18 protein-coding genes are annotated in these 21,816 nt (G+C 40.9%); 17 read left to right on the top strand and 1 reads right to left on the bottom strand.

What is annotated here, in order from left to right; all coding sequences use genetic code 11:
- Positions 1-145 precede the first annotated feature (145 nt).
- The 6 genes from C1A07_RS01250 (at position 146) to tsf (ending at position 7,822) form a co-directional block, all read left to right on the top strand.
- Entirely contained in the window at positions 146-1,684 is a 1,539-nt protein-coding gene (locus C1A07_RS01250) for a YifB family Mg chelatase-like AAA ATPase (protein WP_101875498.1), read from the top strand.
- Positions 1,684-2,778, top strand: coding sequence for a DNA-processing protein DprA (dprA, locus tag C1A07_RS01245; RefSeq protein ID WP_101875497.1), 1,095 nt, complete (start codon positions 1,684-1,686; stop codon positions 2,776-2,778). The genes C1A07_RS01250 and dprA overlap by 1 nt, the downstream gene beginning before the upstream one ends.
- 7 nt (positions 2,779-2,785) lie before the next feature.
- The gene (gene topA / locus C1A07_RS01240; RefSeq protein WP_101877992.1) at positions 2,786-4,876 is read left to right on the top strand and encodes a type I DNA topoisomerase; all 2,091 of its coding nucleotides are present in this window, start codon (positions 2,786-2,788) and stop codon (positions 4,874-4,876) included.
- A 111-nt stretch (positions 4,877-4,987) separates the two neighbouring features.
- A complete protein-coding gene (gene codY, locus C1A07_RS01235; protein WP_101875496.1) occupies positions 4,988-5,767 on the top strand; it encodes a GTP-sensing pleiotropic transcriptional regulator CodY in 780 nt (259 codons plus the stop codon).
- A 249-nt stretch (positions 5,768-6,016) separates the two neighbouring features.
- Positions 6,017-6,775 carry a 30S ribosomal protein S2 gene (gene rpsB, locus C1A07_RS01230; protein ID WP_101875495.1) on the top strand — a complete coding sequence of 253 codons (759 nt, stop codon included), beginning with the start codon at positions 6,017-6,019 and terminating at the stop codon, positions 6,773-6,775.
- Positions 6,776-6,886: 111 nt separating this feature from the next.
- The gene (gene tsf, locus C1A07_RS01225) at positions 6,887-7,822 is read left to right on the top strand and encodes a translation elongation factor Ts (RefSeq protein WP_101875494.1); all 936 of its coding nucleotides are present in this window, start codon (positions 6,887-6,889) and stop codon (positions 7,820-7,822) included.
- 539 nt (positions 7,823-8,361) lie between these two features.
- Here tsf and C1A07_RS01220 read toward each other — a convergent pair.
- Positions 8,362-9,243, bottom strand: a complete 882-nt coding sequence (locus tag C1A07_RS01220) for a LysR family transcriptional regulator (protein ID WP_101875493.1) — start codon at positions 9,241-9,243, stop codon at positions 8,362-8,364.
- 166 nt (positions 9,244-9,409) lie between these two features.
- On the opposite strand from C1A07_RS01220, the gene C1A07_RS01215 reads away from it, so the two are divergent.
- The 11 genes from C1A07_RS01215 (at position 9,410) to C1A07_RS01165 (ending at position 21,807) form a co-directional block, all read left to right on the top strand.
- Complete coding sequence (locus tag C1A07_RS01215) at positions 9,410-10,717, top strand: 2-hydroxycarboxylate transporter family protein (protein WP_180952144.1); 1,308 nt, start codon at positions 9,410-9,412, stop codon at positions 10,715-10,717.
- Positions 10,718-10,738: 21 nt separating this feature from the next.
- Positions 10,739-11,623 carry an MBL fold metallo-hydrolase gene (locus C1A07_RS01210; RefSeq protein WP_101875491.1) on the top strand — a complete coding sequence of 295 codons (885 nt, stop codon included), beginning with the start codon at positions 10,739-10,741 and terminating at the stop codon, positions 11,621-11,623.
- 2 nt (positions 11,624-11,625) lie between these two features.
- On the top strand, positions 11,626-12,540 hold the full coding sequence (locus C1A07_RS01205; RefSeq protein WP_180952143.1) for an alpha/beta hydrolase: 915 nt from the start codon (positions 11,626-11,628) through the stop codon (positions 12,538-12,540).
- Between the two features lie 9 nt (positions 12,541-12,549).
- Positions 12,550-13,281 carry a DUF554 domain-containing protein gene (locus C1A07_RS01200; protein ID WP_101875489.1) on the top strand — a complete coding sequence of 244 codons (732 nt, stop codon included), beginning with the start codon at positions 12,550-12,552 and terminating at the stop codon, positions 13,279-13,281.
- 234 nt (positions 13,282-13,515) lie between these two features.
- The gene (locus tag C1A07_RS01195) at positions 13,516-15,030 is read left to right on the top strand and encodes a VanW family protein (RefSeq protein WP_180952142.1); all 1,515 of its coding nucleotides are present in this window, start codon (positions 13,516-13,518) and stop codon (positions 15,028-15,030) included.
- Between the two features lie 454 nt (positions 15,031-15,484).
- Positions 15,485-16,807 (top strand): 2-hydroxycarboxylate transporter family protein, encoded by a 1,323-nt coding sequence (locus C1A07_RS01190; protein ID WP_101875487.1) that lies wholly within the window; start codon positions 15,485-15,487, stop codon positions 16,805-16,807.
- Positions 16,808-16,856: 49 nt separating this feature from the next.
- The gene (locus tag C1A07_RS01185) at positions 16,857-17,552 is read left to right on the top strand and encodes an RraA family protein (RefSeq protein ID WP_242972219.1); all 696 of its coding nucleotides are present in this window, start codon (positions 16,857-16,859) and stop codon (positions 17,550-17,552) included.
- An 11-nt stretch (positions 17,553-17,563) separates the two neighbouring features.
- Positions 17,564-19,501: an aconitate hydratase gene (locus tag C1A07_RS01180; RefSeq protein ID WP_101875486.1), complete on the top strand. Its 1,938-nt coding sequence runs from the start codon at positions 17,564-17,566 to the stop codon at positions 19,499-19,501.
- Between the two features lie 201 nt (positions 19,502-19,702).
- Positions 19,703-20,404 (top strand): UMP kinase, encoded by a 702-nt coding sequence (gene pyrH / locus C1A07_RS01175; protein ID WP_101875485.1) that lies wholly within the window; start codon positions 19,703-19,705, stop codon positions 20,402-20,404.
- Between the two features lie 11 nt (positions 20,405-20,415).
- Positions 20,416-20,973, top strand: a complete 558-nt coding sequence (gene frr, locus C1A07_RS01170; protein ID WP_101875484.1) for a ribosome recycling factor — start codon at positions 20,416-20,418, stop codon at positions 20,971-20,973.
- Between the two features lie 105 nt (positions 20,974-21,078).
- A complete protein-coding gene (locus tag C1A07_RS01165; RefSeq protein WP_101875483.1) occupies positions 21,079-21,807 on the top strand; it encodes an isoprenyl transferase in 729 nt (242 codons plus the stop codon).
- Positions 21,808-21,816: the final 9 nt, after the last annotated feature.

Raw genomic sequence — 21,816 nt, 5'->3', positions numbered from 1 at the left:
ATTTCCCGGTTTTCACCGGAGATTCAGGTGCGCATCTGCACAGAGTTTCAATATAGATTCTTTTGTTGTTATGAGGAACTTTTTATAAATATTACAATTTTTTCAGAAAATGCATTTTGGCTTAAAAAGGAGTGGAAAGAAAAATTTGTTCAGTAAAGTAAATAGCGGTGGTATTTTAGGAATAGAGGGCTACCTGGTCGGTGTAGAGGCGGATGTCAGCGGCGGTCTGCCAGGCTTTTCTATGGTAGGGTATTTGTCGTCAGAGGTAAAAGAAGCCAGGGATAGGGTTCAGACAGCGATGAAAAATTCCGGTTTTCAGCTTTTAGCCAGAAAAATAACAGTGAACTTATCTCCTGCAGATGTGCGGAAGGCGGGCACTGCTTTTGATCTGCCTGTGGCCATAGCAGTGTTAGCAGCTTTTGGGGTGATTACCCAGGAGGCCTTAAACCATGTATGGATTGCAGGAGAGCTAGGGTTAGACGGAAGAATTAAGGGAATACACGGCGTACTCCCCATGGTAATGGCTGCCAGAGATCAGGGCATACGCTTTTGTTTTCTCCCAGAGGAAAATATAAAGGAAGGAAAATTGGCTGAAGGCTGTACCGTGATAGGAGTAAGATATTTAAAAGAATTAGTAGAGCTTTTAAATTGTCCGGAAAAAATAAAAGTAGATGTTAGGCAAGAGGAGTGTGAAGAAAGGGTAAGTGAAAATTCTGACTGTGATTTCAGCCAGGTTCGGGGACAGCTTGTGATGCGGCGGGCAGTAGAAATAGGGGCTGCCGGAAGGCATAATATTTTGCTGGCCGGAGCTGCAGGTACAGGAAAAAGTATGATTGCAAAAAGAATTCCCACTATACTTCCCAGCCTGACTAAAGAAGAAAGCCTTGAAATATCAAAGGTTTACAGCGTCTGCGGTATGCTAAAGGAGGGAATGCCCTTAATTACGTCCAGACCTTTCCGAAGTCCTCACCATACCATAACGCCTCAGGCATTTATTGGAGGTGGCAATACTCCCAGGCCGGGAGAAATATCCCTAGCTTCAGGAGGAGTATTATTTTTAGACGAAATGACAGAATTTCAGCACAGTGTGTTAGAGCTTCTCAGGCAGCCTATGGAGGACAGGGCAGTAAATATTTCCAGATTAAACGGTTCCTGCAGCTTTCCGGCAGATACTATGATTGTGGCGGCAATTAATCCTTGCCCATGTGGATTCTATCCGGACAAAACTAGATGCAGATGTACAGACAGCCAGATCAGAAAGTATTTATCTAAAATTTCAAAGCCAATATGGGACAGAATTGATATTTGTGCAGAGGCAGCTCCGCCGGTTTTCTCTTCTATTAGAAATAAATCAGTTTCAGAATCTTCAGCAGCAATACGAAAAAGGGTGGAGACTGCAGCCGAAATACAAAAACATAGATTTAAAAAGGAGGCTATTTATTTTAACTGTCAAATGGGGAAAAAGGAAATAGAGAAGTATTGTATGCTTGGAAAAGAAGAGGAAGATTTTCTTTTCCAGCTGTTTAATAGAGCCAGCCTCAGCACAAGAGGCTGCGACAAAGTGTTAAAAGTGGCCAGAACTATTGCTGATTTGGAAGGAGAGGAGCAGATAAAAAGCCATCATCTATGTGAAGCGGCAGGTTACAGAAAAATGGAGGAAAAGTATTGGGGAGGAATTTTATAATGGATAAGGAAAAATTATACTTATATTGGCTGTCCAGACTGCCAGGCATAGGACCAATATCTTTAAGAAAAATAAGAGATAAAGCAGGCAGCTTTCAAAATATCTATAATATGGAAGAAAAACAACTAAAAGCCATATTAGGAAATATAGGAACAGCAGAGACAATTTTAAAGGGAAAGAAAAAATTAGGAGAAATGGGGGAAGAGTATCATAGACTGGAAGAAAGAGGAATAAAGTTTATTACTCCTTATGATAGTCAGTATCCGGAAAAATTAAGGAATATTTACGATTACCCTATGACATTATATATACGGGGAGCATTGCCCTTATTAGAGAAAAAAACTGTCGCAGTAGTAGGTACCAGAAACTGCAGCAGTTATGGAAGACAAACTGCGGAAAGCTTTTCTAAAGTATTATCAGACTGTGGAGTTCAGGTAATCAGCGGTTTAGCCAGAGGAATAGACAGTTGGAGCCACAAAGGGGCTTTATCTGGAAAAACTGCCACATTTGCAGTTTTGGGAAGCGGTATTGACTGCTGTTATCCTAGAGAAAATCTTCAGTTGTTTATGAAAATTATGGAAGATGGAGGGGTTATTTCCGAATACGGTCCAGGCGTCAGGCCGTACCCTTATCAGTTTCCAATGAGAAACCGAATTATCAGCGGGTTGGCAGATGGAGTGCTGGTTGTGGAGGCAAAAGAAAAAAGCGGATCTTTAATAACAGCAGAATTGGCGTTGGAACAGGGAAAGGAAATTTTTGCCTTGCCGGGGAGAATGATAGATGAATTAAGTGCAGGCTGTAATAAGCTAATTCAATGGGGCGGAATGTGTGTAACATCCCCGGAACAGATTTTGGAAGCATTAGGTTTTCAAAAAGGAGAAATGTTAAGAGAAAATGAAAAAAATATAAAGGGACTTGCAAATATAGAGAAAATGGTGTATAGTTGCCTCGATTTACAACCAAAATCTTTGGAAGAGGTTGTAGCCGAAAGCGGGATCCCTGTTGGAACTTGTATGAGCGCTCTTTTTCAGCTAGAAAGAGCGGGATATATCCGGGCTGTCGGCCATTACTATGAAAAAAAGTTGCGAGTGTGAGGTAGAAATGGCAAATTATTTAGTGATTGTAGAATCACCGGCAAAAGTAAAAACAATAAAGAAGTTTTTGGGTTCCAGCTATATAGTGGATGCCTCCAATGGACATGTAAGAGATTTACCAAAAAGCCAAATGGGCATTGACACAGAAAATGATTATGAACCAAAATATATTACAATAAGAGGAAAAGGCGAAATCCTGGCTAAGCTTCGCAAGGAAGTGAAAAAAGCAGATAAAATTTATCTTGCAACTGACCCTGACCGTGAAGGGGAGGCAATTTCATGGCATTTGATGAAAGCTTTAAAGCTGGATGAGATGAAAGATAAAAAGGTTTACCGTATCAGTTTTAATGAGATTACGAAAAATGCAGTAAAGTCCTCATTAAAATCACCTAGGGAAATTGATATGAACCTGGTGGATGCCCAGCAGACCAGAAGAATTCTGGACAGAATTGTGGGCTACAGTATCAGCCCCCTGTTATGGGAAAAGGTGAAAAGAGGATTAAGTGCAGGACGTGTTCAGTCAGTTGCGCTGAGAATGATTTGCGACAGAGAGGACGAAATCAATGCATTTATCCCAGAAGAATATTGGAATTTAGAGGCTAATCTGAAGGCTGAGGGAAAGAAAAAAAATCTGATTGCTAAGTTCTACGGAAAAGGAAAAGATAAAAAGGTTATCAGAAATAAAGAAGAGTTAGATCAAATTTTAAAAGATTTGGAGAATGTATCATATGTGGTAGATGATGTGAAAAAGGGGGAGAGAGTAAAAAAGGCTCCGATTCCTTTTACCACAAGTACTCTTCAGCAGGAGGCCTCTAAGGTCTTAAACTTTTCTACTCAAAAAACTATGCGTTTAGCTCAGCAGCTGTATGAAGGTGTAGATGTACAGGGCCACGGTACTGTAGGTTTAATTACCTATTTAAGAACAGACTCCACAAGAGTAGCAGATGAGGCTGATGCAGCAGCAAAAGAATATATTGATAAAACATACGGAAGCCAGTATGTAGCAAAAGGTGAAAAGACAAAAAAGGGAACAGGGAAAATTCAGGACGCCCACGAGGCCATTCGTCCCACAGATATAACCCTTACACCTGTTATTATTAAAGAGTCCTTATCCAAAGATTTATTTCGCTTATATCAGCTGATCTGGAAAAGATTTACAGCCAGCCGTATGCAGCCGGCCGTATATGAGACTACTTCAATAAAAATAAAGGCAGGCGATTATCAGTTCACATTGTCTGCTTCTAAATTAACCTTTGACGGTTTCATGTCAGTTTATGTTCAGGAGGATGAGAAAGAGGAAACCAATCTGCTGTTTGGCAATCTGGAAAAGGGAGATGTACTTCCTTTAGACCATTTAGATTATAGCCAGCACTTTACTCAGCCTCCGGCACACTATACGGAAGCTTCCCTGGTAAAAGCCATGGAGGAACAGGGAATCGGACGTCCAAGTACCTATGCCCCTACGATTACCACTATTATTGCAAGACGGTATGTGGCTAAAGAAAACAGAAATCTTTATGTAACAGAGCTGGGAGATGCAGTAAACCGCATTATGAAGCAGTGCTTTACCAGTATTGTAGATGTTACTTTTACTGCTAATCTGGAATATTTGCTGGATAAAGTAGGAGACGGCACGGTACAGTGGAAGACTGTTGTAAGAAACTTTTACCCAGATCTTCACGAAGCTGTGGAGAAGGCAGAAAAGGAATTGGAAACAGTTACTATTGCAGACGAGGTAACAGATGAAATCTGCGAACTGTGCGGCAGAAATATGGTTGTGAAATACGGACCTCATGGAAAGTTTTTGGCATGTCCAGGATTCCCGGAATGTAAAAACACTAAGCCGTATTTAGAAAAAATAGGAGTGCCCTGTCCTCTGTGCGGCGGAGACGTGGTTATTAAAAAAACTAAAAAAGGCAGAAAATATTATGGCTGCTCCAATAATCCGGAGTGTGAGTTTATGTCCTGGCAAAAGCCGTCCACTGAGAAATGTCCAGAATGCGGCAGTTATATGGTGGAAAAGGGAAGTAAGCTGCTGTGCTCTAATGAGCATTGTGGTCACAGCATGAACCCAAAGGAAAAGAAAGAAATTTCATAAAATTCCAAAAACTTTGAAAAACTCTTGTTATTATTGCACAATCGTGTTATGCTAACTATATATGTGTGGGATCTTAAAACGGTTGTCAAATAAAACAAGGAGGTTTCAGATATGAGTGTACAATTATTGGATAAAACCAGGAAAATCAACAAGTTATTGCATAACAATAATTCCCATAAAGTTGTGTTCAATGATATTTGCAGAGTCCTGAGTGAAATTTTGTTATCTAATATTTTGGTCATCAGCAAAAAAGGGAAAGTATTAGGAGTCAGCATATGTGACGGAGTAGATGAGATCGAGGAGCTGATTGCTGATCAGGTAGGCGGATATGTAGATCCTATGTTAAATGAACGCCTGTTAAGTATTCTTTCCACAAAAGAGAATGTAAACCTTGCTACGTTAGGTTTTGCAGAGGAAAATGTGAAAAAGTATCAGGCCATTATTACTCCTTTAGACATTGCAGGTGAACGATTGGGAACTTTGTTTATTTACAAATCAGATTCTCAGTATGATATTGATGACATTATTCTCAGCGAGTACGGCACTACAGTTGTGGGACTTGAAATGATGCGTTCTGTAAATGAGGAAAATGCAGAGGAGACAAGAAAAATACAGATTGTAAAATCTGCAATCGGGACATTATCTTTTTCAGAGCTGGAGGCTATTACCCATATTTTTGAGGAGCTGGACGGTAATGAAGGCATTCTCGTGGCAAGTAAGATTGCTGACAGAGTAGGAATTACCCGCTCTGTAATTGTAAACGCCCTTCGCAAGTTTGAAAGCGCCGGGGTAATTGAATCTCGTTCTTCCGGAATGAAGGGAACATATATAAAGGTGCTGAACGATGTGGTTTTTGATGAGCTGAAAAATATAAAAGCCGCTGCAAAGTAAAATAACATAGCTCAAAATATCCTCTTATAGTTTAAACACAAAGCAGTACGCTTGTTTAATCTATAAGAGGTTTCTTTTTTATATGTTTTTAAGAAAAGGCTTGCAAGGAAACAAGTCTTATGATATATTAGAAAAGCTGAATAAAAATCACGTCTGTTGATTCCAGAAGTGGGTGCCTGCCATGTAAATAGCAGGTCATTTCGGAAATAAGAGATACAGGCGGAAGAAAAACCAAATGGAGGTAAAGACATGAGCGTTATTTCAATGAAACAGCTTTTGGAAGCAGGTGTACATTTCGGACACCAGACAAGAAGATGGAACCCTAAGATGGCTCCATACATCTACACAGAGAGAAATGGTATTTATATCATTGACTTACAGAAATCTGTAGGAAAAGTTGACGAGGCTTATAAGGCAATTTCTGATATTGCCGGAGAAGGCGGCACAATTCTTTTTGTAGGAACAAAGAAGCAGGCTCAGGATGCAATCAAAACAGAGGCAGAGCGTTGCGGAATGTATTTTGTAAATGAAAGATGGCTGGGCGGAATGCTTACAAACTTTAAAACAATCCAGTCCAGAATCGGCAGACTGAAAGAAATCGAGGCTATGTCTGAGGACGGCACATTTGATGTACTGCCAAAGAAGGAAGTTATTGCTTTAAAGAAAGAGTGGGAGAAATTAGAGAAGAACCTGGGCGGAATTAAAGATATGAAGAGAATCCCAGACGCTATTTTCGTAGTAGATCCTAAGAAAGAGAGAATCTGTGTACAGGAAGCTCATACATTAGGAATCCCGTTAATCGGCATTGCTGATACAAACTGTGATCCAGAAGAGCTGGATTATGTAATTCCTGGAAACGACGACGCAATCAGAGCCGTTAAGCTGATCGTAGCTAAGATGGCAGATGCAGTAATCGAAGCAAACCAGGGTGAAGCTACTGTAGACGGAGAGCTGGAAGCAGGAGCTGAAATCTTTGAAGCAGAGGCTGAGCAGCCAGTAGAGGAATAATCCTGAATTTTAATGCTTCAGCCTGTGTGTTGCAGGTTGAAGCATTTTCAATTTCAAAGAAAATTGCATCTAAATTGAAACAAAAAATATAAAATTATGGAGGGAACAGACATGGCAGCAATTACTGCAGCAATGGTAAAAGAATTAAGAGAAGTTACAGGTGCCGGAATGATGGACTGCAAGAAAGCTCTTGCAGCAACAGAAGGCGATATGGATAAAGCAGTTGAGTTTTTAAGAGAAAAAGGACTGGCAACAGCACAGAAGAAAGCTGGACGTATTGCAGCAGAAGGTATTGTTTACACAGTGGTTTCTGATGATGATAAGAAGGCAGTTGTAGTTGAAGTAAATGCAGAGACAGACTTCGTTGCAAAAAATGAGAAATTCCGTTCATATGTTGCTGATGTTGCAGCTCAGGCTTTAGACACAACAGCAGCAGATATGGATGCTTTTATGGCAGAACCATGGGCAAAAGATACTTCTGTAACTGTTAAAGAAGCTCTTGCAGCACAGATTTCCGTAATCGGCGAAAACATGAACATCAGAAGATTTGAGCAGATGGAGGAGGCTAACGGATTTGTAGCTTCTTACATCCATGCAGGTGGAAAAATCGGCGTTCTGGTTGATGTTGAGACGGACGTAGTAAATGACGCTGTAAAAGAAATGGCAAGAAACGTAGCTATGCAGGCTGCAGCTTTAAAACCACTTTACACAAGCGAAGCTGAAGTAGATGCTGAATATCTGGAAAAAGAGAGAGAAATTCTCACAGCTGCTGCTAAGAATGAAAAACCAGACGCAAATGATAAGATTATCAGCGGTATGGTTGCAGGAAGAATTAAGAAAGAATTGAAAGAAATCTGTCTGTTAGATCAGGTATATGTTAAGGCTGAGGACGGAAAGCAAAGCGTAGCGAGCTACGTTGCTGAAGTTGCAAAAGCTAATAATGCAAAAATTGCAATCAAGAAGTTTATTCGTTTTGAGACAGGCGAAGGCTTAGAGAAAAAGAACGAAGATTTTGCTGCTGAAGTTGCAAAACAGATGGGTCAATAAGCAAAAGCTGAAATTCTAACAATATAAGGCTCTGAAAGCTCTGTAACCACTAATAGTTTTAGTGCTTATAAGGATTTCAGAGTCTTTTTTCTGTTCTAAAATCGGTAAGTGGGAAATACTGTCTTTTACCGTCTAAAATCACTTCAAGTTGAGTAAGCGAATTTACTCAGTTATGGCAATTCCTTAAAAACATTTTCCGATCTTTTACATATCAAAAAATATACAAGGAGGTCAAATTATGGCAAATACAGCGTTAGGAATAGGAGCTAGTAATTCTCAATGGTGATTGTCATATAGGAATAGGCAGATTGCCTATTGTACAATATGTTAAAATTATTTCAGAAAGGGAAAGGAGAACATTGAATTATTAAAAGAATTAAAGCCGCTTGTTTATTACGTACCATTTGTTTCCCGCTGAAAGACGGGTATCCATCAGAATTGGGACAGCTGTTGAAACATTTTCTCCAGCAGGGACAGGAAGTAGTGGGAAAGTGTTTAAATACATATGGTTAAAAAAGCGAAGATTTTTCCTCGCTATTTTAATTTATATTTTTCACAAACCGAATAAAATTTTTCACCTGTGGGGAAAGCTTTTGGTCTTTTCTGTAAAGTACATAAATATTGCTGGTGATTTCCGGGGAAAGCGGACGGATGGAAAAGGTATCTGCAGGGAGAGCTTTTGCAGACTGATTAATGGTTAAAGCAATACCAGCGCCCTGCTTCGCCAGCCCGAGGATATTGTCATAGCTGTGTCCCAGGTATATAAAATTCGGTTGTTTTCCAGTCTTTTTCAAGGCAGTTACAATGGATTTATACAAATTATTATTAGTTCCGGCTGCCAAAATTGGAGCTTCCGCCAGTTTTTTCAGAGGAATTGTGTCAAAGGCTTCATATGAATGTCCTTTGCCCATAACAGCTGTGACTTTGTCGGTGTAAAAAGGAATTTTTTCAATACTGTCTAAAGGAATAGAAGATCCTTCACGGAAAAAGGCTACATTACATGTTCCGTCCATTAACATAGATATCATATTGTCTACACGGGCCTCTATCAGTCGTGTGCTGACAAAGGGATATTCCTGGTGAAAGGCAGTGATTAATTCCGGAATTTCATAAAGCGACATAGAGGAAAATACTGCAATATTCAGTGTGGAAAGGGAGGGGGTCACATGTTCTGACATAGCTTGCACAAGCTCGTCCTGCAGGCTTAAAAACTTCTCTGCATAAGTAAAAAATACTTTTCCTGCTTCGTTTAGTTTTACTTTTCTGCTGGTTCTGGTAAAAAGCGGCGTTCCAATTTCATCCTCCAGCCGCTTTAAATGTTTGGAAATACTACTTTGAGTGGTAAATAGCTGTTCTGCTGTTTCACTAAAACTGTTAGTGACAGAAAGTACATAAAATTCTCTTATATCTTCTATATTCATTTGTATTTCCCTCGCTTTTTTATTCTATTTCTGAATTAATTATATATATATGAGAATTGCTTATCAAGTTTTATTTTTATTATAATAATATTAACATAAAAACATGGTTTCAGGGCCCGGAACCTGTGGCAAAGTAAATACAAATATTTCAGGAGGGATTTTATTTATGGGGAAATTAAATGATTTTAAGATTATGGGAATTAAGCTTCCAATGTATTTAATCATGTTTGTAATCGTTGCATTTGCCATGGGAACAGGAGGACTAGGCAGTGATGTGCTGTCGACAATGGTTTATCTTGCTCTTTTAGGAGGAATTCTTTATGAAATCGGCGACCGTATTCCGATTTTTAACAAATGGATAGGCGGAGGCGCTATGTTGGCTATTATGTTTCCGTCCTGGATGGTTTATATGGATATGATACCGGAACAATATGTAGAATCTGCGGTTTTATTTTACGATACAATCAGCTGGCAGACCTTATATATTTGTATGCTGATGGCAGGTTCCCTGCTTATGATTGAAAGGAAAACATTAATTCGTTCTCTTGTTCGCTACATACCTACAGTCTGTGTCGGTATTGTGACCGCGGCTATATTTGGAATCGGAGCAGGAATGATTATGGGCTATTCTATTCCGGAATTAATGACATTTTATGTGCTGCCTATTATGGGCGGAGGAAACGGAGCAGGCGCTATTCCTATGAGCCAGATTTATGAGCAGGTAACTGGAGGCAATAAGGATGGTTATTATTCGGCGGCCCTTGCCATTCTCACGCTGGCAAACACTCTTTGCATTATTGTGGGAGCATTACTTAACGGTATAGGAAATAAGTTAAAATGGTCAACTGGAGACGGAACCCAGCTGATGAGAAAAAGCGCCGGAGACGATGGTGGAGATAAAGAGGATGAGCTGCCAAAAGCAACTATGTCGGACATTGCAAGTACTATTGGATATGTAGGAGTAATTTATGCTGTATCGCTTATTTTTGCAAAGGTTCTGCTTCCGGATATTGCCGGGATACCAATCCACCAGTATGCATATTTCGTAGTATTTCTTGCGTTGGCTAATATATTTAAGCTGATTCCTCCGGAAAATAAAAGCGGTATTAAAACATTTACACGTTTTATTTCCAGGCCATTAGGAGCTATGGGATTTGCAGGTATAGGAATTGTTATGACTGACTGGGGAGAATTTGTTGGAGCCATCAGCCTTCAGAATCTTGCAATTTGTCTGGCAGTTGTAATAGGAGCCGTAGTAGGAACTGCAATCTGTGGATGGTTTGTGGGATTTTATCCGGTGGATTCTGCTATTACAGCAGGTCTTTGCATGGCGAACAGAGGCGGCGGAGGCGACCTTGTTGTCCTTGGAGCCGCAAATCGTATGGAACTGATGAGCTATGCCGCCATTTCTTCCAGATTAGGAGGAGGACTTGTGCTTGTCCTGGCAGGTATTGTATTTTCCGTGCTTTATTAAAAATAAGGAGGAGTATTTTTTATGAATGAAACAGTTTCATCTAAAGCAATGAAATTCCGCTGGATTAACGGGCAGTGTTTTGAAATTCAGCTGCCAAATGGAATCCATATTCTCACAGATCCGTTTATGCCTTCTGTAAGCAATCAGGCAGGATTGTCAGAAAATATGAGAAAAGCATATGAGATTCAGACTCCTTTTTCACCAGAGGATATTGAGGGGGCAGACTATATTATTTTAAATCACACTCATGGAGATCACATTCTCCAATTAGAAGAAATTGCAGCTAAATTTCATTCAAAAGTAATTGTGCAGTCTGCTATGACTATGGAGTTAGCCAAGAAAACAAAGCTGACCTTGACGGATATTTATCCTGTGGATTTAAACGGGACTTATTATTTTCCTGGCTTCCAACTTATTACCTTTCACGGAACTCATCATCCGGCGAAAGGGTCAATTTATGTGGAGAGAGAGCGTATGATGACAGATTTTCCTGAAGAAATGCAGGAGATTTCAGCCTGGGGATGCTTGTTTAACATGAATTTTATTTTACAGACAGATGAAAATATATCAGTTGCATTTGTAGGAGGGGATGTAGACGGAGATTATAAAATATTTGAACAATATCATCCTCAGATGATTCTGCGGAACAAGCTTCACAGCTCAGATACAGAATATGACGTAGCCGGTCAGTGGAGCAGCTACCTGGAGAAAAGTAAGGCTCTTCTTATGGTGCCTATGCACCATGAAAAATGGCTGAATTTAAAACCTGGATATACGGACCAGCTGGTTCAGGATATGAATTGTATTCTGGCCTCTCACAACAGCCCTGCCAGAGTTTTAAATCCGGAAAGGACTCAGTGGTACAGTTTGAATTTAAGTATTGTAAAAATAGAAAACGGAGAATGAAGATGAGTGAAAAAATATGGAAAGAAATAAGCTTAACGGCTGAGGAACAAAAGCTGGTAGATGAAATTCGCCTGGGAGGAGCAGGAAGAAGTCTTCCCCAGGAAATGCTGAATCAGTATCACGTGGGAAAAGAATGGGATATGGAAATTGAAACTAGAGTGGGAAAAACGTTAGTTCATATGTACTGGCCTGAAGGCGGTGAAGAAAAGAAACTGCCCCTTTTCATCAATTTTCACGGCGGCGGTTTTTTAAAGGGAAGAAGGGATCAGGATATTGTATTCTGCCGCAATATTTGCAGCAAAGCAGGAGTTGCTCTGGCAGATGTAGACTATATTCCTGCTCCTGCCATGCGTTATCCGGGCCAGCTGTATGCAGGCTTTGATGTTCTTCAGTATATGGCAGAACATGGAGAAGAATGGAACATAAATGTGGATAAAATTGCTGTAGGAGGCCACAGCGCCGGCGGAAGTCTTACGGCGGGACTTGTTTTAAAAGCGATCCAGGAAAAAAAGTTTGTGCCGGCTCTTCAAAGCATCGACTATGCGCCTGTAGACATGTCGGAGCCTACGCTTTCTAAAAGAAACTGCGATTCTAATCCTAAAATACCTGTGTGGAAAATGGAATTTTATAATAAGATGTATATGGAACCTGAAGATATGAAAGATATTTTCGCCAGCCCTCTTTTGGCTCCGGACGAACTGCTTTCAAAGGAGCCGCCTACTGTTGTGATGTATTGTGATTCAGATGTTTTTTGCGACGAGGACGCTGCTTTTGCAGACCGTTTAATGAAGTTGGGAGTTCCCGTTTATGCAAAACGTTTTATGAACAGCGCTCACGGATTTTTGATTCAGCGAAGAGACGAATATGAAACAGGTGAAAAAATGCTGGTTCAGGCATTGAGAAGTCTTTTACTGTAAGGAGTATATATGTTTCCTACAGGAGTATTAATTAACATAATGGCAGTTGCCGGCGGCGGACTTTTAGGCGCGGCAGCTGGCCATAAGTTAAGCGGGCAATTTAAAACAGAGCTGACAGGTATATTTGGTATATGCGCTATGACTATGGGGATTAATGCTATTGTGCTGATGGAAAATATGCCAGCAGTTATTTTCTCTGTTATTGTAGGCACTGCATTGGGGATTGTTGTCCATTTAGGAGAGTTGATTAATAAAGCTGCCGTCGTGATACAGAAAGTTATTTCTCATTTATCTAAGACAGATAAAGGTGAAACCAATACTGAAAATTCCACCTTACTTGTGACAGTGATTGTACTGTTCTGCGCAAGTGGTACAGGTATTTATGGCTGTATAGACTCAGGCATGACAGGGAACCACACGATTTTGCTTTCAAAATCAATTATGGATTTTTTCTCTGCTCTTATTTTTGCATGTCAGCTGGGGCCTGCTGTATCTGTGGTTGCTGTTTTACAAATGATAGTTTTCCTTATTTTGTTTTTCTTTTCCGGAATGATTTATCCAATGGCCTCTTCCACAATGATAAATGATTTTAAAGCTTGCGGCGGCGTGCTGCTGTTGGCTACAGGATTTCGTATGCTGAATTTGAAATCCTTTCCTATTGCAGATATGATTCCGGCCATGGCGTTGGTTATGCCTTGCAGCTGGCTGTGGACAAATTTCGTTATGCCTTATCTGCAATAATTGAGATTGATTTCTTCCCAACATTTTCCTATATATATTGACAGTCCAGATATTATTCAGTATAATTCATACCGTATATGTATGAATACTGAAAAAATATCCATTTTTACATAGAAGATTGTTGGGAAAGGAAATCAATATATGAGAGAATCTAAAGATCCGTTTCAGTCATCCTATCATTCACCTAGGAGTAAACGGCTGGAAAGGCAAAAAAGAAGAAGGCGCAGGAGACTTGTGATAGGGTGTGTTCTGGCGCTGATTTTAGGAATAGGAGGAGCTTTTGCTGTATTTTTGTCAAATCCTAATAAGGAAACAGAGGAGACGGCGGCGGAAGAGATTGTTATAGAAAACAATGTTACAGTGAATGGGATTTCTATGGAAGGTTTAAGTAAATCCCAGGCCTTAGAGGCGATTTTAAAAGCCCGTCCCTGGAGCATGACTGTAGTTTTAGAAGATCAGACATATGATATAGATGATTTATCAAGGAAAAAGACAGAGGAGCTGTTAGATAAAATATGTGCTGATAATACTCAGGGAGAGTATACAGTAGACATGTCAAACCTGGATGAAGAGATTAAAGCTCAGGCGGAGGAGTGTGCAAAGCTGTGGGATCTTAGTCCAAAGAACAGCGTGCTGGAAAGTTTTGATGAGGAATCCGGAAAATTTCTTTTTAGTGAAAGCAGCTCCGGAAGGGCTGTGGATCAGGAAAAATTAGTTCAGGATATAAAGGAAGCGGTGGAAAACGGCCAGTTCACTGCCAAAATTCAGGCTCAGGTAAAAGAGGTTCCGGCTGAAATGGATAAGGCTCAGGCCCAGGAGCAGTATAAAACTTTAGCCTCCTTTGTTACAGACACTACCAACAATGAAAAGAGAAATACAAATGTAAGATTATCTGCAGAGGCTTTAAATGGTACGATTGTTCAGCCTGGAGAGGAATTTTCTTTTAATAAAGTAGTGGGACAGAGAACAGAGGAAAAGGGATATCAGCAGGCGGCGGCATACAACAGCGGACAAGTGGTTCAGGAGGTTGGCGGCGGAGTGTGCCAGATGTCCAGTACCTTATATAAAGTGGCTTTTCAGTCTGGAATGAAGATTACATTCAGAAGATCTCATACATTTGAGCCAAATTATGTAACTCCAGGCCAGGATGCAACTATAAGCTGGGAAGAGCCGGATTTCCGTTTTGTAAATACTTCCAGCGCGCCTATAGGAATTAAGGCCGGGTATTCTAACAGAAAGGCATCTGTATCTATTTATGGCATTCCTGTGCTGGAGGAGGGGATTACATGGGATTTATATTCAGAAAAGGTGGCGGAATTAGATCCTCCGGAGCCTGTATATGAAGAAGATCAAACTTTGGAGCCAGGAGTGGAAAAGGTAAAAAGCTCCGGTTCTAAGGGCAGCAAATGGGTTACTTATAAGGTGATTTATAAGGACGGAAAGGAAATAGAAAGAGTGGAGGACCATTCTAAGACATATAAGGGGCACGCGCCTGTTATACTCAGGAATACCAGCGGGGTAGTGTTAAAGCCGGAGGAAACAAGTCCTGCTGAGACAACGCCGGCTCCTACTGTAGACGGAATGCCGGAGGACTATGTTCCCGGCCAGTCAACGGAAATTCCTCCTGAGGAAACATTGCCGGAGGAAACAGAGTCACAGGAAGTTCCTGCACCTGTCCCTCTGCCTTTGCCTTCAGAAACTCAGACTGCTTCCACAGAAGCGGCGGGGCCTGGAGCCGGAATTCAATAAAATAAAACAAAGAGGATGCTGTAAAATAGTAAGTCTGGTTGCAGGCTGCTGTTTTACAGCATTTTTTTATTTCACTCGTTCCTCGTTCAATAAAAGACTACGGGAAACCCGAACTCCGCTATCGCTTCGTTTGGGTAGCAAATAGTTTCGCGCTTTGGCGCTTAACTATTTTTTATTTGCGCCCATGTAAAACTATAAATATCTTTTATGGCAGCCATAGGCAAAACTATATACTTTTAGGGAAGGTATGGAAAAACACAGATGAAATTTGTGTAAAATGTATAAAAAACTCAGTTGTTTCAACGCATCATATAATAAAAGCTATGGCGTTTATCTATATATACATATTTTACTAATGAGAAAAGATCTTATATACTAAAAACAACTTAAATCTTATATGTGCACAAATAGGGGATGAAAGAGTTACACAAAAGGTTATCAGGAGGGTTTGAAAATGTCAGAGACGAAAAAAGAGAGTTTCTTGGTTCGCAGGTTTTATGGTCTACCAATGTGGCAGGTGGGAATTGTGCTGTTGGTAATTTATGTAGCTATTGGTATGAGAGTAATTCCAAGTAATGACATGCTGGCAACAATCGTTGTGTTAATGTCAATTGGATTGGTGCTTTATGAAGTGGGAGAAAAAATTCCTATTTGGAACGCATATATTGGCGGCGGATCTATGCTGGCATTTTTAGGAGCGGCAGCCTTAAATTATTATCATATTCTGCCCCAGGAATATGCAGACGGAATTACATTTTTCTATGATGATTATGGATTCCAGACAGTATTTATTTCTCTGTTAATTGTGTCGGCGGTGCTGGCAGTAAACAGAAAGCAGCTGATTAAAGCCTTTGCAGGATATATTCCGGCTATTTTAGGAGGAATCGCAGCAGCTGCAGCATTTGGAATTGTAGGGGGATTGATCTGCGGCGTAGATGTTATCAGTATTGTTTCTCTTTACGTACTTCCAATTATGGGCGGAGGCAACGGGGCAGGAGCCGTGCCTTTAAGTGAAATGTGGGAGGCAACTACAGGACAGAGCAAGGATGCATTTTATTCTCAGGCATTTGCAATTTTAAATATTGCCAATAACTTTGCGATTCTTGGCGCAGTAGCTTTAAATTCCATGGGAAATAAATGGCCGAAGCTTACAGGGAACGGCGAGCTTATCAGAAATACAGGAAGTACAGTGCTGGTAGAAGGAAAGAAAGAGAAGGTAAATGCAACTGCTTATGATATGGCTGGCGGTCTTTTACTGACAGGAGGAGTATACGCATTATGTCTGGCGTTCTCTGAGAAGATTCTGCCTAACATTGGATCAGTAACATTACATATGTATGCCTACATGGTTGTTTTTGCGGCCTTATTAAATGTTTCAAATGTGGTGCCTGATAATGTAAAAGAGGGAGCTAAAAAGCTGTCCGCATTCTTTACAAAACCTCTTATGGGTATGTGTATGGCCGGTATTGGTATTGCATTTACAGACTTAGGAGAATTAATTGCAGTATTAAATGTAAAAACACTGTTTATCTGCGCAATGGTAGTAATCGGAGCGATTGTAGGCGCCGGACTTGTAGGTATGCTGGTAGGCTTTAACTTTGTAGAGTCAGCTATGACGGCAGGACTTTGTATGGCCAACAGAGGCGGCTCTGGAGATCTTCAGGTGCTGGGAGCAGGACACCGTCTGGATCTGATGAGCTACGCGGCAATTTCTTCCAGAATCGGAGGAGCAATTATACTGCTCATAGCAAGTATAGCCTTTAGTTTTATGATTTAACCGTATTTTATAAATAATATAGAAAAAGAAAAATATTGGGAGGCATTATATGTCAGAAGCAAAAATTGGTTACAGAATGTACAAGGATATTAAACGTCCGTCTAAGGAATTAATTGAAAAGCTGCGCCAGTTTACAGCGCCGGAGCTGTGCGACGGATCTATCGTATACAACGCAATGGATTACCACATTAAACCAATGGTAACAAAGAAAAAAATCTGCGGCCCTGCCGTTACTGTAAAGCTGACTATGGGAGACAGCTTAATGGTAACAAAGGCTGTAGATATGGCTCAGCCGGGAGACGTAATTGTTTTAGACGGCAGAGGCAGCGGAAATAACGCTTTGTGGGGAGACCACAGAAGCTTATCATGCGCAGTAAAGGGAATAGAAGGCGTTGTTATGGACGGCGCCTTCAGAGATTTGGAAGAATGTGAGGAAATAGGATTTCCTATGTACGCAAAGGCAGTTACCTGCGGTTCCAGCACGAAAAACTCAAACGGCGAAATTAACGTGCCTATTTCCTGCGGCGGAGTTACTGTAAATCCGGGAGACATTATTGTAGGGGATGTAAATGGAGTCTGCGTAATTCCTCAGGAATTTGCAGAGGAGATTATGGCCAATGCCAAAAAGAAAATAGACAGTTTAGAAAAGGTGACGGCAGAAATTAAAGAAAAGAAAAAGGTTCTTCCAGATAACTATGCCGCCCAGCTGGAAAAATTAGGATATGGCCAATATACAGATCAGTAAGGAGATTGAAAATGGGACAAAATATTATTCAAAAATTAATTGCCAGCCATTTAGTTTCAGGCTCCATGGAACCTGGTAGTGAAATATATGTAAAAATTGATCACACATTAACCCATGATATTACAGCAGTAATGGCGTACTTAGCTTTTGAGGCCTTAGAAATATCTAAGGTGCGCACAGAGTGCTCTGTCAGCTACTTAGACCATAATCTGCTTCAGGTAGACAGTAAAACTCCAGATGATCATATTTTCCTTCAAAGCATCGCGAAAAAGTACGGCCTTTATTTGTCCAGACCGGGAAACGGAATCTGCCATATGATTCACTATTTCAGATTTGGAAAACCGGGAAAAAGCCTGATGGGCACTGACAGCCATACAACTACAGGGGGAGCTTTAGGAATGCTTTCTATAGGCGCCGGCGGTATGGACGTGGCAACAGCTATGGCCGGCCTTCCCATGAGACTGAAAATGCCTAAGGTAGTAAGAGTAGAGCTGAAAGGCGCTTTAAATCCCCAGTGCTCCGCCAAAGATGTAATCTTAGAAATGCTGCGCCGCTTAACAGTAAAAGGAGGCGTTGGAAAAGCATATGAATATGTGGGAGAGGGGGTAAAAAGCCTGACTGTAGCTCAGAGAGGCACCATTACTAACATGGGAGCTGAGCTGGGAGCCACAACCTCTGTATTTCCGGCAGATGATGAAGTGAGAAAATTCTTAAAAGCTCAGGGAAGAGAATCAGATTACACTCCCTTATATCCAGATGAGGACTGTACATATGATGAATATATGGAATTAGATTTAAGTGAGCTGGTGCCGTTAGTTGCCTGCCCGTCTATGCCTGACAAAGTAGCTAAGGTAGAAGATTTAGGCCATGTAAAAGTAGACCAGGTGTTTATTGGAAGCTGTACAAACGGCTCCTACAGTGACATTAAAAAGGCGGCGGAGGTTCTGGACGGACATGTGGTAAATGATAATGTTTCACTTACAGTTGCAGTGGGAACAAAACAGATTCTCCAAATGCTGATGGAAGACGGAACTATATCTAAGCTTTTATGTTCCGGAGCCAGATTGTTAGAATGCGCCTGCGGCCCCTGTACAGGAATCGGCCAGGCTGCGCCTACAAATGGAGTTTCTGTCCGCACCTCCAACCGCAATTTCCCTGGAAGAGGAGGCACTCCGGACGCCCAGCTTTATCTGGTAAGCCCTGAGGTGGCTGCGGCTACAGCTATTACAGGATATTTAACGCTGCCGTCCCAGGTTTGCGATATTACAAAACTGGCTGATATTACAGAGCCAGAGGAATATTTAGTAGACGACAAAATGCTGATTCCTCCTGTAGAGGGAGATACTTCAGATGTAGAAATTATCAGAGGTCCTAATATTAAGCCTCTGCCTATTCCTGAAATGATTACGCCAGTCATTGATGTGCCTGTCTCCTTAAAAGCAGGAGACAATATTTCCACAGACGATATTATTCCTGCCAGCGCTACATTCTCAGCCATGAGATCCAATATTCCCATGGTAGCGGAAATTGTATTCTCTCGCTATGATAAAGATTTCGTAAGCAGAGCAAAGGAAATGAAAAACAGCATTATTGTAGGCGGAGAAAATTACGGTCAGGGCTCCAGCCGGGAACATGCGGCCATTGCTCCTATGTACTTAGGTGTAAAAGCAGTAATCGCAAAATCCATGGCCAGAATCCACAAAAACAATCTGATTAACCACGGCGTTCTGCCTTTGATTTTTGAAGACGGAAGTATTTATGATAAAATTGAGGCAGGAGACGAACTGGTATTAGAAAACTGTCTGGAAGGCATTAAAGCAAAGGAAATTATGGTTACAAATAAAACAAAAGGTTATACCTTTAAAACCATATTGGAAATTTCAGACGACGAGGCAAACGTACTTTTGGCGGGAGGCCAGTTAAGATATATTAAAAAACAGATTCAGTAAAAAATAGTAACACTTGCGAAAAACCGCAGAGGATATTCTGAAACCACAATTCAGAAATATCCTTTGCGGTTTTGTATTCCGTCAGAAATCTGAATCCTCTTTTCAAACCAGAATATTTATGCTATAATCAGGAAAGTAACTGGCGGCAGGATATTTTGCCAGTATTTAAGGAAGATCATAAATGACCGGGAGAAAAGTTAGATGAAAACAAACCGAGTATTATTGAAGTTAAGCGGAGAAGCTTTGGCGGGTCCTAAAAAAACAGGCTTTGATGAAGATACTGTGAGAGAAGTGGCCAGACAGGTGAAAATGTCTGTGGAGGCAGGCGTTCAGGTAGGTATTGTTATCGGCGGCGGCAATTTCTGGAGAGGCAGGACAAGCAATGCCATTGACAGAACAAAGGCTGACCAGATAGGGATGCTGGCTACTGTAATGAACTGTATTTATGTGTCTGAAATATTCCGCACAGAGGGCATGAAAACTCAGATTCTCACTCCCTTTGAGTGCGGCTCCATGACAAAGCTGTTTTCCAAGGACAGGGCCAATAAGTATTTTGCAAAGGGAATGGTTGTATTTTTTGCAGGCGGCACAGGACATCCTTATTTTTCTACAGATACAGGTATTGTGCTGAGAGCTGTAGAGATGGAGGCCAACTGTATTTTATTGGCTAAGTCTATTGACGGAGTGTACGACAGCGATCCTAAGGTGAATCCGGACGCTAAAAAGTATAATACAGTTTCTATTGAAGAGGTTATTGAGAAAAAGCTGGCGGTGGTAGATTTGACAGCCTCCATTATGTGTATGGAGCACCACATGCCGATGGCAGTTTTTGATTTAAATGAAAAAGACAGCATTGCCAATGCGATGCAGGGAAAAATAAATGGTACGATTGTAACCGTATAACAGGAGGAATTATGGATCAGGAAAAGTTAAAAATTTACGAAGACAAAATGAACAAATCTCTGGCAGCATTGGAGAACGAGTATGCCTCCATCAGGGCAGGACGCGCGAATCCTCACGTTTTAGATAAGCTGAAAGTAGACTATTACGGAACTCCAACTCCCCTTCAGCAGGTCGGCAATATTTCCGTTCCAGAGGCCAGAATGATTGTGATTCAGCCATGGGAAAAAAGCTTGTTAAAAGCCATTGAAAAGGCAATTCTCACATCTGATTTAGGAATTAATCCTACTAACGACGGCAATGTAGTCCGCCTTGTATTCCCTGAATTAACAGAGGAAAGAAGAAAGGAACTGGCAAAGGACGTAAAGAAAAAAGGCGAGGGCACTAAGGTGGCTATCCGCAACATCAGAAGAGACGCCAACGAGGCTTTTAAGAAGATGGAAAAAGCCGACGAGATTTCTGAAGATGATTTATCTGAGGCAGTAGAGAGAATCCAGAAGCTGACAGATAAAATGATTGATATGGTAGAAAAGGCAGTTGAAGTTAAGACAAAGGAAATTATGACTGTCTAAGATATAGGGCAGAGGGGGGAGTGTTGCAAAATATAGGGCTCTGTAATGATTGCTTATATTTTGCGGCACTCCTGCTTTTTGTATCGTAGGAGGATTGGAAAAATCATGGATAATACTATGGAAAATATGGTAATTCCCCAGCACGTAGCTTTGATTTTAGACGGAAATGGAAGATGGGCGAAAAAAAGAGGACTTCCCAGAAGCATGGGACATAAAGAAGGCTGCGTGACAGTTGAGAAAACTGTGGAAATAGCGGCCAGAATGGGTATTAAATATTTAACTGTATATGGATTTTCTACTGAAAACTGGAAGCGGTCTAAAGAGGAAGTAGGAGCGCTTATGCAGCTGTTCCGCTTCTATATGGTAAGGCTGTTAAAAATTGCGAAAAATAATAATGTAAGAGTGAAAATGATCGGCGAAAGAAACCGTTTTGATAAAGATATTGTAGAAGGCATCAACCGCTTAGAAAGAGAGACAAAGGACAACACAGGCCTTACTTTCGTAATAGCCGTAAATTACGGAGGCCGGGATGAAATTGTCAGGGCTGCAAAAAAAATGGCTGAAGAAGTAAAAATGAACAAGCTGAACCCAGAAGATATTACTGAAAATGTATTCAGCGGATTCTTAGATACAGCTAAGATGCCAGATCCGGATCTTTTGATCCGCACCAGCGGGGAATTAAGACTTTCCAATTATCTGTTATGGCAGTTGGCTTACACGGAAATTTACGTAACAGATTGTTTATGGCCTGATTTTTCTAAAGAGGAATTGGAAAAAGCTATTGCTGCGTATAATAAAAGGGAACGTCGATTTGGCGGTGTGCAGACAAAATAATCCAGAGGG

The organism is Lachnoclostridium edouardi (assembly GCF_900240245.1).
Classification (GTDB): Bacteria; Bacillota; Clostridia; order Lachnospirales; family Lachnospiraceae; genus Lachnoclostridium_A; species Lachnoclostridium_A edouardi.
This window is presented reverse-complemented; position numbering and strand designations above follow the sequence as displayed.

Excerpts from the sequence above, each read along its gene's own strand:
- dprA (WP_101875497.1), top strand. The coding sequence starts at position 1,684 with ATGGATAAGGAAAAATTATACTTATATTGGCTGTCCAGACTGCCAGGC.
- C1A07_RS01200 (WP_101875489.1), top strand. The coding sequence starts at position 12,550 with ATGTTTCCTACAGGAGTATTAATTAACATAATGGCAGTTGCCGGCGGC.
- C1A07_RS01205 (WP_180952143.1), top strand. The coding sequence starts at position 11,626 with ATGAGTGAAAAAATATGGAAAGAAATAAGCTTAACGGCTGAGGAACAA.
- rpsB (WP_101875495.1), top strand. The coding sequence starts at position 6,017 with ATGAGCGTTATTTCAATGAAACAGCTTTTGGAAGCAGGTGTACATTTC.
- C1A07_RS01215 (WP_180952144.1), top strand. The coding sequence starts at position 9,410 with ATGGGGAAATTAAATGATTTTAAGATTATGGGAATTAAGCTTCCAATG.
- codY (WP_101875496.1), top strand. The coding sequence starts at position 4,988 with ATGAGTGTACAATTATTGGATAAAACCAGGAAAATCAACAAGTTATTG.
- C1A07_RS01180 (WP_101875486.1), top strand. The coding sequence starts at position 17,564 with ATGGGACAAAATATTATTCAAAAATTAATTGCCAGCCATTTAGTTTCA.
- C1A07_RS01220 (WP_101875493.1), bottom strand. The coding sequence starts at position 9,243 with ATGAATATAGAAGATATAAGAGAATTTTATGTACTTTCTGTCACTAAC.
- pyrH (WP_101875485.1), top strand. The coding sequence starts at position 19,703 with ATGAAAACAAACCGAGTATTATTGAAGTTAAGCGGAGAAGCTTTGGCG.
- C1A07_RS01190 (WP_101875487.1), top strand. The coding sequence starts at position 15,485 with ATGTCAGAGACGAAAAAAGAGAGTTTCTTGGTTCGCAGGTTTTATGGT.
- frr (WP_101875484.1), top strand. The coding sequence starts at position 20,416 with ATGGATCAGGAAAAGTTAAAAATTTACGAAGACAAAATGAACAAATCT.
- C1A07_RS01165 (WP_101875483.1), top strand. The coding sequence starts at position 21,079 with ATGGATAATACTATGGAAAATATGGTAATTCCCCAGCACGTAGCTTTG.
- C1A07_RS01185 (WP_242972219.1), top strand. The coding sequence starts at position 16,857 with ATGTCAGAAGCAAAAATTGGTTACAGAATGTACAAGGATATTAAACGT.
- C1A07_RS01210 (WP_101875491.1), top strand. The coding sequence starts at position 10,739 with ATGAATGAAACAGTTTCATCTAAAGCAATGAAATTCCGCTGGATTAAC.
- topA (WP_101877992.1), top strand. The coding sequence starts at position 2,786 with ATGGCAAATTATTTAGTGATTGTAGAATCACCGGCAAAAGTAAAAACA.
- tsf (WP_101875494.1), top strand. The coding sequence starts at position 6,887 with ATGGCAGCAATTACTGCAGCAATGGTAAAAGAATTAAGAGAAGTTACA.